16 protein-coding genes and 1 pseudogene are annotated in these 16,576 nt (G+C 71.1%); 10 read left to right on the forward strand and 7 right to left on the reverse strand.

Annotation, left to right across the window (positions count from 1 at the left end; all coding sequences use genetic code 11):
• Window positions 1-70 precede the first annotated feature (70 nt).
• From A8713_RS18620 to A8713_RS18635, 4 genes are all read right to left on the reverse strand, one after another.
• Window positions 71-1,039 (reverse strand): LysR family transcriptional regulator, encoded by a 969-nt coding sequence (locus A8713_RS18620; RefSeq protein ID WP_064534619.1) that lies wholly within the window; start codon window positions 1,037-1,039, stop codon window positions 71-73.
• Between the two features lie 101 nt (window positions 1,040-1,140).
• A complete protein-coding gene (locus tag A8713_RS18625; RefSeq protein ID WP_079159037.1) occupies window positions 1,141-3,333 on the reverse strand; it encodes a hypothetical protein in 2,193 nt (730 codons plus the stop codon).
• The gene (locus A8713_RS18630) at window positions 3,330-4,004 is read right to left on the reverse strand and encodes an ABC transporter ATP-binding protein (protein ID WP_064534621.1); all 675 of its coding nucleotides are present in this window, start codon (window positions 4,002-4,004) and stop codon (window positions 3,330-3,332) included. Before A8713_RS18630 ends, A8713_RS18625 begins: the two co-directional genes overlap by 4 nt.
• A 90-nt stretch (window positions 4,005-4,094) precedes the next feature.
• On the reverse strand, window positions 4,095-4,451 hold the full coding sequence (locus A8713_RS18635) for a hypothetical protein (protein ID WP_064534623.1): 357 nt from the start codon (window positions 4,449-4,451) through the stop codon (window positions 4,095-4,097).
• 593 nt (window positions 4,452-5,044) lie between these two features.
• Between A8713_RS18635 and gdhA the strand changes: the two genes are divergently transcribed.
• Entirely contained in the window at window positions 5,045-6,403 is a 1,359-nt protein-coding gene (gene gdhA, locus A8713_RS18640) for an NADP-specific glutamate dehydrogenase (protein WP_064534625.1), read from the forward strand.
• Window positions 6,404-6,534: 131 nt separating this feature from the next.
• On the opposite strand, the gene A8713_RS18645 is transcribed toward gdhA, so the two are convergent.
• A complete protein-coding gene (locus A8713_RS18645; protein ID WP_064534627.1) occupies window positions 6,535-8,055 on the reverse strand; it encodes an MFS transporter in 1,521 nt (506 codons plus the stop codon).
• A 453-nt stretch (window positions 8,056-8,508) separates the two neighbouring features.
• On the opposite strand from A8713_RS18645, the gene A8713_RS18650 reads away from it, so the two are divergent.
• The 3 genes from A8713_RS18650 (at window position 8,509) to A8713_RS18660 (ending at window position 11,072) form a co-directional block, all read left to right on the forward strand.
• Window positions 8,509-9,006, forward strand: coding sequence for a MarR family winged helix-turn-helix transcriptional regulator (locus A8713_RS18650; RefSeq protein ID WP_064534629.1), 498 nt, complete (start codon window positions 8,509-8,511; stop codon window positions 9,004-9,006).
• A 245-nt stretch (window positions 9,007-9,251) separates the two neighbouring features.
• A complete protein-coding gene (locus A8713_RS18655; RefSeq protein ID WP_159393107.1) occupies window positions 9,252-10,562 on the forward strand; it encodes an AAA family ATPase in 1,311 nt (436 codons plus the stop codon).
• A 3-nt stretch (window positions 10,563-10,565) separates the two neighbouring features.
• Window positions 10,566-11,072, forward strand: a complete 507-nt coding sequence (locus tag A8713_RS18660; RefSeq protein WP_064534633.1) for a hypothetical protein — start codon at window positions 10,566-10,568, stop codon at window positions 11,070-11,072.
• Window positions 11,073-11,100: 28 nt separating this feature from the next.
• Here the strand turns inward: A8713_RS18660 and A8713_RS18665 are convergent, their stop codons facing one another.
• Entirely contained in the window at window positions 11,101-11,997 is an 897-nt protein-coding gene (locus A8713_RS18665) for a hypothetical protein (protein ID WP_064534635.1), read from the reverse strand.
• Window positions 11,998-12,269: 272 nt separating this feature from the next.
• Window positions 12,270-12,737, reverse strand: a complete 468-nt coding sequence (locus tag A8713_RS18670) for an ATP-binding protein (RefSeq protein ID WP_064534637.1) — start codon at window positions 12,735-12,737, stop codon at window positions 12,270-12,272.
• A gap of 158 nt (window positions 12,738-12,895) precedes the next feature.
• Between A8713_RS18670 and A8713_RS18675 the strand changes: the two are divergent.
• From A8713_RS18675 to rplW, 6 genes and pseudogenes are all read left to right on the forward strand, one after another.
• Window positions 12,896-13,740, forward strand: a pseudogene (locus tag A8713_RS18675) (helix-turn-helix domain-containing protein).
• Window positions 13,737-13,988, forward strand: coding sequence for a DUF397 domain-containing protein (locus A8713_RS18680; protein WP_064534639.1), 252 nt, complete (start codon window positions 13,737-13,739; stop codon window positions 13,986-13,988). Before A8713_RS18675 ends, A8713_RS18680 begins: the two are co-directional and overlap by 4 nt.
• Before the next feature lie 522 nt (window positions 13,989-14,510).
• Window positions 14,511-14,819, forward strand: coding sequence for a 30S ribosomal protein S10 (rpsJ, locus tag A8713_RS18685; RefSeq protein ID WP_003948644.1), 309 nt, complete (start codon window positions 14,511-14,513; stop codon window positions 14,817-14,819).
• Window positions 14,820-14,836: 17 nt separating this feature from the next.
• The gene (rplC, locus tag A8713_RS18690) at window positions 14,837-15,481 is read left to right on the forward strand and encodes a 50S ribosomal protein L3 (protein WP_018564803.1); all 645 of its coding nucleotides are present in this window, start codon (window positions 14,837-14,839) and stop codon (window positions 15,479-15,481) included.
• Between the two features lie 8 nt (window positions 15,482-15,489).
• Window positions 15,490-16,149, forward strand: a complete 660-nt coding sequence (gene rplD, locus A8713_RS18695; protein WP_064534640.1) for a 50S ribosomal protein L4 — start codon at window positions 15,490-15,492, stop codon at window positions 16,147-16,149.
• Window positions 16,149-16,568, forward strand: coding sequence for a 50S ribosomal protein L23 (gene rplW, locus A8713_RS18700; protein WP_064534642.1), 420 nt, complete (start codon window positions 16,149-16,151; stop codon window positions 16,566-16,568). The genes rplD and rplW overlap by 1 nt, the downstream gene beginning before the upstream one ends.
• Window positions 16,569-16,576 lie beyond the last annotated feature (8 nt).

The raw sequence follows: 16,576 nt of genomic DNA on the forward strand, positions 1-16,576 counted from the left end.
CCCGGCGTTATGGAACCGGACCGTCCGGCGTGCTACGGCCTTCTCGGGGGAGCCGGCGGCGCGGGCGGGGTCACGGCAGGGCGCTGCTCGTCCGGCCGCCGCCGGCGAGCCAGTCGGCGTAGCTGTCGCTGCGCGCCACCACGGCGGAGTGGGCGCGGCGGACCTGGGCGAGGACGGTGTCCGCGGTGCCGGCGCGCTGGGTCGCCGGGTGCCAGCCCAGCAGGTGCCGCCAGAGCAGCGGGGTGCCGGCCAGCGGCCTGGTGGTGATGCCGGGCGTGGTCGGGAAGGTGGCCCGGCACAGCCCCACCGCCCGGCCCACCTGGACCAGGTGCACACAGGAGGCGATGTCCGTCTCGTACATCCGGCCGGGCGCGAACCCGGCGCGGGCGCAGGCGGCGGTGAAGCAGTCGGCGAAACAGCCGTCGCCGGGCACGCAGGCCCACTCCTCGTCGGCCAGCTTGGCCAGTTCGACCTCGCAGGTGCGGGCGAGCGGATGGTCGTCGGCGAGCATGACGAAGACCGGGTCGACGGCGAACTCCTCCCACGCCAGGTGTTCGCTGTCCGGTGGCGCGGCGGTGCCGCAGGCCCCGGTGACGGCGAAGTCGAGGCGGCCCTCGGCGAGCAGCGTCGCCAGTTCGCGTTCCGACCAGGAGGCCTGGGTGGAGACCTGGACGTCGGGCGCGGCCGCCGCCAGCAGGTCCACGAGGGCGCCCAGCAGCGGCCCGTGCGTGGCGCCCAGCCGCAGCCGCTCGGCCTCCCGGCCGGCCCGTGCGCGGGCGAACCGGACGGCCTCCTGCTGGAGTTCGGTCACCGCGGGCAGCACGATCCGCGCGCGTTCCAGCACGAGTTCGCCGAGCGGAGTGGCGCGCACGCCGTGCCGCCCGCGTTCGAACAGTTCTCCGCCCAGGGCCCGTTCGATGCGTCTGAGCTGGGCGCTCAGCGCGGGTTGTGCGAGCCCTAAGACCGTTGCCGCTCTGGTGAGGCTGCCCGCCTCGGCTATCGCCCGGACCGTCTTGAGATGCCGCAACTCCAGCTCCATGGGGGGAGCTTGCTGCGCAGGCGGCGGAGGGGCAAGGGGTTGGTCCGGACCACTGGAAGCACGGACGGCGCGTACCGGCCGCGGCGGACCGGGCCGGGGGTTCAGTCCGCGACGGGGCGCCAGCGGCGGGCGGCCCGGGTCGTCACGACGGAGGCCAGCGCGCCGGTGAGCAGTGCGAGGACGGCGGCGCCGGCCCCGCCGGTCAGCAGCAGCCCCGTCGACAGGTGGCCGCCGCTGGTCCGGCTCAGGAAGAGCGTGCTGTCCCAGAAGATGAAGACCATCGCCACGCCGACCGAGAAGACCATCGGCACGGTCAGATGCCAGAACGCGACGGACCGGAACACGCGGGTGCGGCCGGTGAGGACGACGAGCGGCGCCAGCGCGGTGCTGAAGCGGCGGAACTCCGCCATGGTGCTGACGCCCGCGGCGGCGAGCAGGACCAGCAGGCCCGACGTGCCCAGCATCATCACCCAGCGCACATTGCGGCGCATGTTGCTCGCGCCCAGCACCCATTCGTCGCCGAGCGCGCCCGCCTCGGCGTGCGGCAGCGCGGTGAAGGCGGCTTCCTTGACGGCGGTGAGCTGGGCGGTGTCCTTGTGCGCGGAGACGACCAGCAGGGTGTTCCCGGCCCGCCGCCAGCCGGGCGTGACGGCTGTCCTCGTGTCCGTCCCGTACCAGCGCAGGAGTTCTCCGACGCGGGGATCGGCCGGGGTCATGGGCAGCGCCGCCGCGGTGCAGGACAGATGCAGTCGCCGCATGGCCGGGCACGGGCCGTCCAGGGTGGTGAGGAGCCCGGTCTCGGTCTCCTGGGTGCCCACGACGAGCAGATCGCTCCCGGCGGGCAGCGCGGCGCCGAACCTGGCGAGGTCGGCGTCGGTGAACCCGCCGGTGCGCACCACGGTGACGCCCGTCCCGATCCGGGACCGCGTCGCGTCCGCCTCCCGCACCATGTCGCTGCTGCGGCTGGTCCACAGCTGGAGCTGGACGCCCAGGCCCAGGCCGATGATCACCGCGGTGGCGAGCCGGATGACGACGCCCGGGTGGGCGGCCGTCCACCGGCCCCCGACCAGCATCCCGATGCCGCCGCGCCGCCGTCCGGCGGCCGCCATGCCCGTGCCGAGGCGGCGGCCGATCCTCCCGATCAGCGACGGCAGGAAGGCCCAGCACCCGATCGTGCCGACGGCGAACATGATGATGTACGCCTTGCTGTGCACGAACTGGCCGGCCAGCAGGACCACCACGGAGGCGCCGAGGCCGGCGAAGCGCCAGTGAGGGACCCGCTCGGCGAGCCGGCGCGGCCTGGTCGCGCCCTTCGTGCGGCCCAGCCGGTGCAGGGCGACCACCATGGCCAGCATCAGCACGAAGACGCCGGCCGCGCAGCCCAGGGCCAGGGGCCAGACGGCCCGCACGTCGTGCCGGTTCAGTACGAACCCGGTCTCGGGAAGGCGTACCTCCACCGCCGTGGCGAGCGCGAACGGGACACAGCCCGCCAGGACGCCGCAGACCACCGGCAGCAGCGCCTCGCCCAGGTCGACCAGGGCGCGGTGGCGCCGGCCCGCACCGATCGCGCCGAGCAGCTGGGTACGCCGGTCGCGGGGCGCGGAGCCGACCCGGACGGCGATGACGCAGAAGGCGAGGGCGGGCAACCCGAGCAGACCGCCGATGCCGGTCATCATCATGGTCAGCGACTGCACGGTCAGGGCTTCGCCCAGACCCCAGGCGCGCCCGTAGCCGGAGATCGGGGTCCAGTCCTCGCGCTCCTTGCCCTCGGGTGCCTTCAGCGGGCGTGCGTAGGCGAGGCGCTCGGCGGGGGAGGCGAGGCCGGACTCACCGATCACCCCGCTGACGCGGCCGTATCGGCTCGTGATGCCCTCTGCGGCCCCCACCCGTGCCAGTTCCGGGGAGAGTACGGCTTCGCCGGGGGCGGGCCAGGCATTGAGACCGGGTGGCGGCGGAGCCGTCGCGGTGAGCGGCCAGATCTTGACGAACCAGTGCGGGGTGGAGCCGATCGAGTCGGAGGTGGCCAGCCACAGGGCCACGGGCGCCTGTCCGTGCGCGGCGAGGACGGGCCCGCGGGCCCGCTCACGCGCGTCCCGGCCCTCGTAGGCGGCCGCGGCGGCCACCGCGGCCAGCGCCGCCGTGGTGAGGAAGGCCGCGGCCAGCAGCAGGGCGAGGAACCTCAGCCTGCTGCCCCGGGCGGCCCGGCCGGCCGAGGCCCCCACGCGCAGGAGCTGCCACCAGAGCCTGCGGCCGGACCCGGGGCGCCGGACGGCGGGGGAGTCCGCGCCGCTCATGCCACCGCCACCAGGAGGCTGCCCGACTCCAGCCGGTACCAGTGGTCGGCGCGTTCGGCGACGGTCAGGTCGTGGGTGACGACCACCAGCGCGCAGTTGCTGCGGCGCGGCAGGGCGAACAGCAGGTCGGCGACGGCCTCGCGGGTCTCGGTGTCCAGCGCGCCGGTGGGCTCGTCGGCGAGGATGACCGCCGGGTCGGTGATGAGGGCGCGCGCCACCGCGGTGCGCTGGCGCTCGCCCCCGGAGAGCAGTCCGGTCTGCGTCTGTTCCCGCGGCACGCCGAGTTCCTCCAGGAGCGCCGCGGCACGGGCGTACGCCTGCCGGTGCTCCATGCCGCCGAGCAGCGCCGCCAGCGCCACGTTCTCCACGGGGGTCAGCTCCGGCAGCAGTTCCCCGAACTGGAAGACCATGCCCACCGTGTTCCTGCGGTGTTCGGTGAGCCTGCGCTCGGACAGCGTGGCGAGGTCCACCCCGGCCAGCGCGACGGAGCCGGCGTCGGGCCGCATGAGCCCCAGCAGACAGGTCAGCAGCGTGGATTTGCCGCTTCCGCTCGGTCCCGTGATCACCACCGACTCACCGGAGCGCACCCGCAGCTCGACCCCGTCGAGCACTTTCCGCTCGGCGAAGGAGCATGTGAGTCCGGAAACAGCGACCGCTTCCACCTGATCCACCTTCTCGACCTCTCAGACCGTGCCCCGCGCACCGCCGTTTGGGGCCGCCCCACGCTCCGGGGCGGCCCCAAACGTCATTTCTCCCCGCTCCTAGCCGACAGAGGTCCAGCCGGTGCAGATGTCATCGTCCCAGTCGTGCTCTTCGCATGCGTGGATCTTGGTTATCTTCGAGCCGGACGCGGAATAGACCGTCGTGTTCTTGCCCGACTTGTTCCAGAGCGTCTTCTTCGTGGAGCCGGAGCTCTGGCGGTTGTACTCGCCCTTGACCCACTGCTTGGAGCCGAGGTCCTTGACCCCGGTCTTTCCCTTGTCCCCGCCGGCGGGAGCCCACTGGGAGACCCGGCCGGAGACCGTGACGGTGGTGCCGAACGCCTGGGCGGCGGGCACGGCGACGGCTGCCGCGGCGATGAGACCGCCGCTCACCATCCTGATGAGCGAAGCGCGCATGAGATACCCCCTGTTGATCGGTCGCGATTCCCTTGCGGAAGAGCCGGACCGGAAGTGCCGTGAATTCGGAACTAAAAGTTCCGAATATGTTCACTTTTTCGACCTGCCGGCCGACGGGAAAACACAGTACAGGCGGACATGAAGGGAAAGGGAAAGGGCGAGAGTATGTCTGGAAATCGCCTGGCGCTCGCCGCGCTCTGGCACGGCGCGAGATTGTCGGCGCGCACCGGAAGCGCTTGCTGAGCGGGTGTTGTGACGTATTGGGCCGGTGATTCCCGCGCGGTCGGAAGGGAATGGCCGATTCCTGGCCCCCGCCGCCCGCCGCGGCGGCCGCGGACCGCGGAGCCCCGGTCTCCTCCGCCGGGAGCCCCGGTCCCAGCGGCGCCGGCGCTCCCGGCGCTCCCGGCGGGGGAGACCGGGGGCGGACCGCGGCGGTGACGGAAAACGAATCTCGGATGGTGAGCAGCCGCCGCTCGATCACTGGTCAGCGTGTTCACGCAGGAGTAACACTGGAGCGTCCCGCGCGCGGCAACGGCGCCGAGCGCTCACCACCGGTCACGCACCGGTAGCACGCCGCGCCAGAAAGGGCCCCCGTGACGACCCGAGACGACACCAAGACACAGCTCGACGCCCTCCGCAGCGAGATCGAGCGGCGCAACCCCGCTCAGCCCGAGTTCCACCAGGCCGTGCACGAGGTGCTGGACACCCTGGCCCCGGTGCTGGCGGCGCGCCCGGAGTACGCGGAGCCCGGCCTGGTCGAGCGGCTGTGCGAGCCGGAGCGGCAGGTGATCTTCCGGGTGCCGTGGCAGGACGACAAGGGGCGGGTGCACGTCAACCGCGGTTTCCGGGTGGAGTTCAACAGCGCGCTCGGCCCGTACAAGGGCGGCCTGCGCTTCCACCCCTCCGTCAACCTCGGCATCGTCAAGTTCCTCGGCTTCGAGCAGATCTTCAAGAACGCGCTGACCGGGCTCGGCATCGGCGGCGGCAAGGGCGGCAGCGACTTCGACCCGCACGGCCGCAGCGACGCGGAGGTCATGCGGTTCTGCCAGTCGTTCATGACGGAGCTGTACCGGCACATCGGTGAGCACACCGACGTGCCCGCCGGGGACATCGGCGTCGGCGGACGCGAGATCGGCTACCTCTTCGGGCAGTACCGGCGCATCACCAACCGCTGGGAGGCCGGCGTCCTCACCGGCAAGGGCCCCGGCTGGGGCGGCTCGGCGATCCGGCCCGAGGCCACCGGCTACGGCAGCGTCCTGTTCGCCGAGGCCATGCTGCGCGAGCGCGGCGAGGACCTGGAGGGCCAGACGGCCGTCGTCTCCGGCTCCGGCAACGTCGCCATCTACACCATCGAGAAGCTGCTCGCCCTCGGCGCCAACCCCCTGACCTGCTCGGACTCCGGCGGCTATGTCGTCGACGACAAGGGCATCGACCTCGATCTGCTCAAGCAGGTCAAGGAGGTCGAGCGCGGGCGGATCAGCGACTACGCCGAGCGCCGGGGCAGCTCCGCGCGCTATGTGTCCGGCGGCCGGGTGTGGGAGGTGCCGGCCGATGTCGCCCTGCCGTCCGCCACCCAGAACGAGCTGGACGAGAACGACGCCGCCACGCTGGTGCGCAACGGTGTGAAGGCCGTCTCCGAGGGCGCGAACATGCCGACCGTGCCCGAGGCCGTGCACCTGTTCCAGCGCGCCGGGGTCGCCTTCGGGCCCGGCAAGGCCGCCAACGCGGGCGGCGTCGCGGTCAGCGCCCTGGAGATGGCGCAGAACCACGCCCGTACGGCCTGGTCGCCCGCCCGTGTCGAGGAGGAGCTGGCGCGCATCATGGGCGACATCCACACCACCTGCCACGAGACCGCCGAGCGCTACGGCGCCCCCGGCGACTATGTGACCGGCGCGAACATCGCCGGGTTCGAGCGGGTCGCCGACTCGATGCTCGCGCAGGGCGTCATCTGACCCGTGCTCGCGCAGGGCGTCATCTGATCCGCACCGCCCGACCCGCACCGCCCAGGACACACGACCGCGCCCCGCTCCGGAACCCGTACGGTCCGGAGCGGGGCGCGGTCATGTGTGTGCCCGCCGTACGGCTAGTGCGCGGCGGCTCCCGCCGGGGCGCCGTGCCGGGACGGCCGGGCGGTCACCAGGAGGCCGGAGGCCACCGCGGCGAGCAGCATCGCGCCCACGCCCCACCAGATGGCCTGGGTGTAGCCGTGGACGATGCCCTCGCGCAGGACCTGCGCCTTGCGGGAGGGGTCCGTCAGGTGCTGCCCGACATAGGTGGAGGTCGCCGAGGTGGCGATGGTGTTGAGCAGCGCGGTGCCCAGCGAACCGCCCACCTGCTGCGAGGTGTTGACCATGGCGGAGGTCACACCGGCGTCCTGCGGCCGGACCCCGTTGGTCGCGGTGGAGAAGACCGGCATGAAGGTGAGGCCCATGCCGAGGCCGAGCAGCAGCTCGGCGGGCAGCACGTGCGTGGTGTACGCGGAGTCGACGCCGAGCTGGGTCAGCACCAGCAGCCCGGAGGCGGCGAGCAGCATGCCCGGCACCATCAGCAGCCGCGGGGGAGTGCGGGGCAGCAGCCGGGCGGAGATCTGCGTGGAGCCGATGATGATCGACGCGGACATCGGCAGGAACGCCAGGCCGCTGCGGACCGGCGAGTACCCGAGGATGCCCTGGAAGTAGTAGGTCATGAACAGGAACAGACCGAACATGCCGATGGTGGCCAGGGCCATCGTCAGGAAGCTGCCCGCGCGGTTGCGGTCGGAGACCACGCGCAGCGGCAGCAGCGGGTGCTTGGCCTTCATCTGCCACAGCACGAACGCCACCAGCAGCACCACACCGCCGCCCAGCAGGCCGACGACCAGGCTGTCGCTCCAGCCGCGCGGCTCGGCCTCGGAGAAGCCGTAGACGACGGCGACCAGGCCGCCGCAGCCGAGGATGACACCGGGGATGTCGAGCCTGGCCCCGCTGTGCCCGGGGCGGTCGCGCAGCAGGATGACGGCGCCGATCACGGCGACGGCCGCGATCGGGATGTTCACGTACAGGCACCAGCGCCAGTTCGCGTACGAGGTGAGGACGCCGCCCAGCAGCAGGCCGAGCGCGGCGCCCGCGCCCGCGATGGCGCCGTAGATGCCGAACGCCTTCCCGCGCTCGCGGGGGTCGGTGAAGGTCGTCGTCATCAGGGAGAGCGCGGAGGGCGCGAGGACGGCACCGAAGACGCCCTGGAGGGCGCGGGCGCCGAAGAGCATGCCGGGGCTGCCGGCCGCGCCGCCGATCGCGGAGGCGACGGCGAAGCCGATCAGGCCGATGATGAAGGTGCGCTTGCGGCCGACCAGGTCGGCGATGCGGCCGCCGAGCAGCAGCAGGCCGCCGAAGGCGAGGGTGTAGGCGGTGATGACCCACTGCCGGTTGCCGTCGGACATGCCGAGGGCCTTCTGGGCGGAGGGCAGTGCGATGTTCACGATGGTCGCGTCGAGGACCACCATCAGCTGGGCGAGGGCGATGATCACCAGACCCCACCAGCGGCGGGGGTCGGGGGCATCGGCGGGTGTGTGCGCGGTGGCGGCCGGGGCCGTCCGTATCGCTTCGGTCGGAGGGGAGTCGCTCATGGGTCGGGCGTCGCTTCCTTGGCTGGTGGAGAGGCGTGCGTGGAGAGGCGTGCGTGGAGAAGGCGTGCGGTGGTGGCGCGCCGCCGTGGCCGGTACGCCGGGGCGGTCCGCGGCCGTGGTCTGTGGTCTGCGTCTGTGGTCTGCGTCTGCGTCTGCGTCTGCGGTGTGCGTCTGCGGTGTGGGTCTGTGGTCTGTGGTCGAGGTACGCGGGCGGGCGACGGGGCGCGGTGACGCGGCGGCCGGGCCCGGCTCGCGGCTCGGCGCGGCCGTGCGCGGCGGCGGTGACCCGGACGTCCGTCCGGTCCGGTCCGGTCCCCCCGGCCCCGGCCCCGGCCCCGTTCCCCCGGGCACCTGGAGACCTTTTGTCCCCCGGTGGCCCCTGTGCCCCCACGCCATCGTCACCTTCGGAGATCGTCAGTGATCCTGATGGTCAGTGCAGTGTACGCTGCCCGCATGAACGACGTGCCGCTCTCCGATGTCATGAGCCATCGGCTCGGATATCTGCTGAAGCACGCCTACGCCGCCATCGCCGCCGATATGGGCGAGGCGCTCGCGCCCTTCCGTCTCATCCCGCGCGAGCTGGGCGTCATGACGGTCATCGCCGCCGCCGGGCAGCAGCAGTCCCAGCTGGAGATCGCCGCGCTGCTCGGCGTCGACCGCACCACGATGGTCGGCATCGTCGACGCGCTGGAGGGCAAGGGCTACGTGGAGCGCCGCCGCAGCGACCAGGACCGGCGCCGCAACGTCGTCACGCTCACCCCGGCCGGCCGGCAGTGCCTCGCCGAGGCCGAACAGGCTCGCGAGCGCGTCGAGCGCGACTTTCTCGCCCCGCTGGACGAGCCGGCCGTCGAGGCCCTGACCGACGCCCTGCGCACCCTGCGCCTGTCCCGCACGGACGCGGCCGCCGCAGCGGCCATCGGCCGCATGACGTGCGGGGGCCACCCGGGCTGAGGTCCGCTCCCGTCCGTCCTCGCCTGCGCCGCGCCACCCGCCGGGCGCGCGAGTGTCGGCTGACCACACGCCCCTGTGAAGGCATTCTCAGGCGAAGGCGGCCCCCGCGGCGATCTTCGACAGGACGCGGCCGGTCAGCGTTGGACGGTCCGTAAGAGCTGCTGCTTAGCTGGGGGCAGAACGAGCCGGGTCGGAGCGAGTGAGAGAGGTGCGCGGTGGAGACTCCCCGTCTGGAGGAGGTGCGCTTGACCTCTTTCAAGAGCTTTACGGGCCGGCGTCTGCCGTTGCAGGACCTCACGGTACTGATCGGGCGCAACGGCAGCGGCAAGTCCAATGCGCTGGACGGGCTGATGGTGTTGTCCCGGCTGGCCCAGGGCGAGCCGGTGCGGGATGCGCTGGACGGCCCGAGAAGCGGCGGCGAGGAGCCTATTCGTGGTGGGGCGGAGGGATGCGTGCCCCTGGGCGAGGAGAGTTTCCAGCTCGGCTGCCGCGTGCGCTCGGGCCGGGCGGTCTTCGACCTCGATGTGGAGATCGCGGTACGCCCTGAGGTCCGGGTCATGCGAGAGGAACTGACGGCGGTGGAAGGCGTCCCTTATGGGGGGCGCAGGCTGGCCGCCGGCCGTTCGCTCCTGGCCAGCGACCCCGTGGACCCGCGCCGAAGTGACCTCAAGGTCCGGTACTTCAACGGGCGGCGGGGCCTGGACCCGGGTATCCCGTTCGCCGCGGACCGCCTGCTGACCAGCCAGGTTCCGGTACGTCTGCCCGCGACCACGGAAGCGACCAAGCTGGTGCACAGGGCGGCACGGGACGTCCTTGCCGTGCTGCGTGAGGTCTTTCTGCTGGACCCGGTGCCGCACCTCATGAGGCAGTACGTCAACGCACGCGACACGGAACTGCGGCGCAGCGCCGACAATGTGAGCGCGGCGGTCGAGGGGCTGCGGGAGACCGACCCCTCCGCCTTCGCCCAGCTTACGGAACTCGTGGCGGGGATGCCCGAGTATCCGGTGCGGGGCATCAGCACCGTCGACACAAGGCTCGGTGATGTGCAGCTGGTGCTGCGCGAGTCGGGCTACCACGGTACCGACCACGATGTGCCGGCCCGGCTCCTCAGCGACGGCATGCTGCGCTTCCTGGCCTTCGGCACCGCGCTGCTCAGCGCCCCTGTCACCAACGGAGACGACGGCCCCCTGAGAGCCCAGCGGCACCTGGTGATCGAAGAGGTCGAAAACGGTCTGTACCCCACCCAGGCGGCGCGGGTGCTGCGCCTGATGAAAGCGGAGTCGGAGCGGCGCAGCATCGACGTATTGTTCACCACCCACAGCCCGGCCCTGCTCAACTCGCTTGAGGCGCAGGACCATTCAGGCGTCGTCGTGTGCACCAGGGATCCGGACTCAGGGGAGAGCGTGTTGACGCGCCTCACAGATCTGCCCGGCTACGTGGACCTGCTGGCAGCGGGGGACCTGGGTGACGCGGTGACCAAGAACCGTCTGCCGGATGCCGTACGCCCCCCAGACCCGGGTGTGACCAGCGTCGAGGACTTCCTGAGGAGCCTGTGAGCTGTGAGCAGACAGCACCGCTCGGGGCTCCGGCTCCCTGTCGTCGACTTCCTGGACACCTCGGTCTTCGTCGAGATCCTTGATGTGCCTCACATGAACGATCACCGTGCAGACGTCCTCGCGGAGATGGACGACCGGCTCAGGAAGAAGATCCGGTTCGTGCTGCCCACGGCGACGGTGGTGGAGACCGGCAACCACGTGTTCCAGATCAAGGACGGTACGGCACGCCGCACCTGTGCCGGGATCTTCCTGAACATGCTCCGCAAGACCGCGGCGGGTGAGGCTCCCTGGGTGCTGCACGAGCGCACCTGGGACGGAGCGTTTCTCGCCTCGCTGTGTGATGGCGGCACGACGGGGATGGACCTGGCCGAGCACGCGGTGCGTCAGCAGCTCGGCACCGGCGATCTGAGTATCGTCGCCGAGCGGGACCTGTACGCGGCCCGCGCCCAGGCGGAAGTCCGTATCTGGACGCTGGAGGCGACGATGGGGACCTGGGCCGAGCTGCCGTAGACGCGGCGAGTGGTGGCGGGGCCGGGGTTCATGCGGCGGCGCCGGTGTCGAGACCGGTGTCGCGGCAGTCGCGGCAGTAGGCGCCTGGGTGCGGGGTCCGGATCGCGCGTTCGCAGTTCTCGCAGTTGTGGAAAGGCGGAGGGGCGGCTTCGACGCTGGACGGTGGCGGTGCGGACACCGGCGGCGCGGGAGGTGGCAGCAGCTCGGTGAGGCGGTGGGCGAGCAGGGCCGCCGGGTGCCGCAGGGGGTCTTGGGGGAGGTTCGCGGTCAGGGCATGGCGTACGGCGTCGGGGTGGGCGCCGCGTTCGAGCCAGACGGCGACGGCGGGGGCGAGCCGGCGGACGGCCCGCTCGGAGAGGAGGAGGCGGGGATCGTGGCGGTGCAGCCCGGCGAGGAGGGCGGTGGCCGTGCGGTGCCGGGCGAGGTCGGGGGCGAGCGGGACCGGGAGCGGGGGGCCGGGCGCCGCCTCGGGGGCGGCGGGAGCCGGTGGCGGCGGATCCATCGGGGCAGGCGGCGGGGGCTTGAGCGGCTCAGGCGTCCTGGGCGTCTTGGGCGCGGCGGCCTGGGCGGGCCGGGGCTGGGGCTGGTTGTACGAGACCGTGTGCGTGACCATGCGGCCGCTGGGCAGGCGCTCGCGGATGCGGGCCAGGTAGCCGTGGGCCTCCAGCTCGCGCAGCGCGGCGGCGATACGGGTCTCGCCCTCGGGGAAGCGGGCGGCCAGCGTCTTGATGTCGACGCGGGCGCCGGAGGGCAGCGACTGGATGTGACAGGCCAGGCCGATCGCGGTGAGCGAGAGCACGCCGTGCTGGGCGAGGTGGTTGCCGACGACCGTGAAGCGGGTCGTGTGCCGGGTGCGGATGTGGGTGATGCCGCGCGGATTCAGCGGCTGGGAGCACGAGGGCGCGCTAAGGTTCTGGATATCCATCGGGAAGGTCCTTGCTTCCTCGGTGGTCAGGCCCTCGATCGGGATGCCAGTCCCGGCCGGGGGCCGTCGCATGTCTGCGGTGGTGGTGCGGTCGCGGCGAGCATATGCCAGCGAACCGGGCGAAAATCCAGCCGAGTTGGGCGTTGCCACTCTTCCGGGTGACGGGGTACGGCGCGCGGGCCGGGGAGGACTGGCGAGGCGGGGTGGGTTGGTCGGTAGGTCTTCCCCCAGGTCCTTTCAAGCATTGATCACGCGCTGGACCGCGTCGCCGGTCACCGGGGCGTGACGGCCCGCGATCCGGCCGGCCCGGTCGCCACCTCCGCCCAGACGGTCTTGCGCGGGGGCGGCCCGGTGGTGACTCCCCAGCGGTCGGCGAGCGCCTCCACGAGGAGCAGGCCACGGCCGGACTCGGCGACGTCGCCGACCGCGTCTGCCGCGCGCTCCGGGTGCGGGAGCCGGTCGCCGCGCGTGTCGGTCACCTCGATACGGAGGGTGTCGCCGACGACGTAGAGCAGAAGCCGGAAGTCGCGGCCGGGAACGCGGCCGTGGGTCACGGCGTTGGCCGCCAGCTCGGCGACGATGTACTCCGCCGGATGCGACGGAAGGCCCCAGGAGCGCAACTGCTCGGTGGCGAGCAGACGGGCGAGCCGGGCCCCGCGGGGAGTGGAGGACAGCTGAAGGCTGAAGTTCCGGACGGGGCCTGTGAGGTGGTTTTCAGGGGCACGTGTTTCTTGATTCACGTCACTCAGCGTGGCCTCACCTGCTTCCGTTGGTGAGTGACAACGCCTGCACGTACTGCCACTGTCCCGGCTTTTGTCTCGGCTGTCTCGGCTGTCTCGGCGTTGTACGAGTACGGGTACGTACGAGTCGCGTCGGAGGAGGAGTCGTGAGCGAAGCGGTGAGTGAAGGGGCCGACGAGGCGGGCTGGGACGTCGAGCCGGGCGACGAGATCGAGCCGGTGGTGCAGGCGGTGGGCCGACTGCTCAAGGTCTGCCGGGAGGCGGCCGGGATGACGGTGGCCGACCTGTCCAGGACCATGGGGTACGGCGAGGACATGCTCCGCAAGATCGAGCGGGGCGCACGCATCCCCCGGCCGGAGTTCCTGGACAAGGCGGATCAGCTCCTGCGGGCGCAGGGGCATCTGCGGGCCTTCATGGAGGACATGAGGAAGGCGCGGTATCCGAAGAAGGTGCGGCGGCTGGCCGATCTGGAGAAGCGGTCGGTGGAGATGCTGCTGTACGGCAACCACAACATCCACGGTCTGTTGCAGACGGAGGAGTACGCGCGAGCGCTGCTGAGTACCTGGCGTCCGGCCTACTCGCCGGACGAACTGGAGCGCATGGTGGCCGCTCGCACGGCACGCCAGACCGTCTTCGAGCGCTCGCCCGCACCGGAGCTCAGCTTCGTCCTGGAAGAAGTGACATTGCGCCGCCCGATCGGGGACACAATGGTGCTGCGTCGACAGCTCGAACACATGCTGGAGGTGGCGCAGTTGCCGTTCGTGGAACTTCAGGTGATGCCGACCGCCCACGCGAACCACCCTGGCACGGGAGGCCTCATCGAAGTGCTGAAGTTCGCGGACGGTACGGGATGGGCCGTACCGACGGCGACTTCTCCGGCCGCCCGGTCTCGCACCCCAGGCAGCTCCGCGTCCTCGATCTGCGCTATGGCATCATCCGGGCTCAGGCGCTCACGCCAGAGGAGTCTCTGGTCTTCATCGAGCAAACGCTGGGAGAACTATGAGCACCCCGGAACTCCACTGGTTCAAGAGCAGCCACAGCGACAGCAGCAACGGCAACGACTGCGTCGAAGTGGCCCTCCACTGGTTCAAGAGCAGCTACAGCAGCAGCAGCAACGGCAACGACTGCGTCGAGGTGGCCCACGCCCCCACCACCATCCACGTCCGCGACTCCAAGAACGCCAGCGGCCCCCGGCTCGCGCTGGCGCCGGGTGTCTGGGCGGATTTTGTGTCGTACGCGGCGGAGAGCTGATCTCTCGACCACCCCGCCTCACCGGGCGACGGCGGCGTCGTGTCTGTGGACCAGACAGTCCATGCTCCGGGACCCGCTCTCGCCCCTGCCGCCCCGCCCGCCGGTTTGACCTGCGTCACCTTCGGGGTAATCTCTTCGGCTCGATTGGCCAGGCCGCCGTCCCGTATGGCAGACTGTCGGAGTTGCTCGGCCGAGTGTTGATGCTGCGCGCCTCCCGCCGGGAGGACCGGAAGCGAGTCCCACAGTACTCGTCGCCCTAACTGCCTCACGGCAGCGCTGGGGCGGACGTACGGGAATCTTCCGGGAAGCGTGGGCGCGGCACCGGCCAGGCGCCCGGTGGGTCTTCGATCCCCGGCCTGCGGCTTCGGTAGGGCCGCGCAATCCCGCAGGGATGTCCTCACAAGGGACATCCATGTCGGCGAGAGCGCGACACACCCGACCGCGTGGGTCGGCGAAGACCAAGGGGAACCAGGAAGACACCGGGTTCCAGAGCGTAAGAAGAGACAGGACTACGAAGTAGCCATGGCGGGACAGAAGATCCGCATCCGGCTCAAGGCCTACGACCACGAGGTCATCGACTCTTCGGCGAAGAAGATCGTCGAGACGGTGACCCGCACTGGTGCGTCGGTCGCGGGCCCGGTGCCGCTGCCCACTGAGAAGAACGTGTACTGCGTCATCAAGTCGCCGCACAAGTACAAGGACTCGCGCGAGCACTTCGAGATGCGCACGCACAAGCGCCTGATCGACATTCTCGACCCGACCCCCAAGACCGTTGACTCTCTGATGCGACTCGACCTCCCGGCCGGTGTCGACATCGAGATCAAGCTCTGAGGGCTGGTGATCTGAGAATGGCTAAGCAGATCAAGGGCATCCTGGGCGAGAAGCTCGGCATGACGCAGGTGTGGGACGAGAACAACCGTGTTGTTCCGGTCACCGTCGTCAAGGCCGGCCCCAACGTCGTCACCCAGGTCCGTACGAACGATGTCGACGGCTACGAGTCGGTCCAGATCGCCTTCGGCGAGATCGACCCGCGCAAGGTGAACAAGCCCCTCAAGGGCCACTTCGCCAAGGCCGACGTCACCCCCCGCCGTCACCTCGTCGAGATCCGCACCGCGGACGCCTCCGAGTACACCCTCGGCCAGGAAGTCACCGCCGAGGTCTTCGAGGCGGGCATCAAGGTCGACGTCACCGGCAAGAGCAAGGGCAAGGGCTTCGCCGGTGTCATGAAGCGTCACAACTTCAAGGGCCTCGGCGCCGGTCACGGCACCCAGCGCAAGCACCGCTCGCCCGGTTCCATCGGTGGCTGCGCCACCCCGGGCCGTGTGTTCAAGGGCCTCCGCATGGCGGGTCGTATGGGCAACGAGCGGGTCACCACCCAGAACCTGACCGTCCACGCCGTTGACGCGGAGAAGGGTCTGCTGCTCATCAAGGGCGCGGTTCCCGGTCCGAACGGCGGCCTCGTCCTGGTCCGCACCGCGGCCAAGGGGGCCTGAGGTAACCGATGAGCACTGTTGAGATCCTTTCGCCGGCGGGCGAGAAGGCCGGTACCGTCGAGCTCCCCGCGGAGATCTTCGGCGTTGAGAAGGTCAGCATTCCGCTGATCCACCAGGTCGTCGTCGCACAGCTGGCCGCTGCCCGCCAGGGCACCCACAAGACCAAGACGCGTGGCGAAGTCCGCGGCGGTGGCAAGAAGCCGTACCGCCAGAAGGGCACCGGCCGTGCCCGTCAGGGCTCGACCCGCGCGCCGCAGTTCGCCGGTGGTGGCGTCGTGCACGGTCCCGTGCCGCGCGACTACTCGCAGCGGACCCCGAAGAAGATGAAGGCCGCGGCCCTGCGCCACGCCCTCACCGACCGGGCCCGCCACAACCGCATCCACGTCGTCTCCGGCGTGGTCGAGGGTGAGACCGCCTCCACCAAGGCCGCCCGGACGCTGTTCGGCAAGATCTCGGAGCGCAAGAACCTGCTCCTGGTCGTCGACCGCGCCGACGAGGCCGCGTGGCTGTCCGCCCGCAACCTGCCCCAGGTCCACATCCTGGAGCCGGGCCAGCTGAACACGTACGACGTTCTCGTCTCGGACGACGTGGTCTTCACCAAGGCCGCTTTCGAGTCCTTCGTCGCCGGCCCGAACAAGGCCAACGACACCGAAGGGAGCGAGGCCTGATGGCTACGCGTCACCCCTCCATCGCCTCGAAGGCCGCCAAGGCCGCCAAGGCCGCGCGCGTCGCCAAGGCGCGCCGCCACGCCGCCGAGGGCAAGAACACCGTCGAGACCCCGCTGAGCAAGTCGTACACGGACCACCGTGACGTCCTGCTCAAGCCGGTCGTGTCGGAGAAGAGCTACGCGCTCCTCGACGAGAACAAGTACACGTTCATCGTCGACCCGAACGCCAACAAGACCCAGATCAAGCAGGCCGTCCAGGCGGTCTTCGAGGTCAAGGTCACCGGCGTCAACACGATCAACCGCCAGGGCAAGCGCAAGCGCACCAAGACCGGCTTCGGTCAGCGTGCCGCCACCAAGCGCGCGATCGTGACCCTCGCCGACGGCGACCGTATCGACATCTTCGGCGGTCCGACCGCCTGACGGTGGTC

The sequence above is a fragment of the Streptomyces sp. SAT1 genome (genome assembly GCF_001654495.1).
Classification (GTDB): domain Bacteria; phylum Actinomycetota; class Actinomycetes; order Streptomycetales; family Streptomycetaceae; genus Streptomyces; species Streptomyces andamanensis.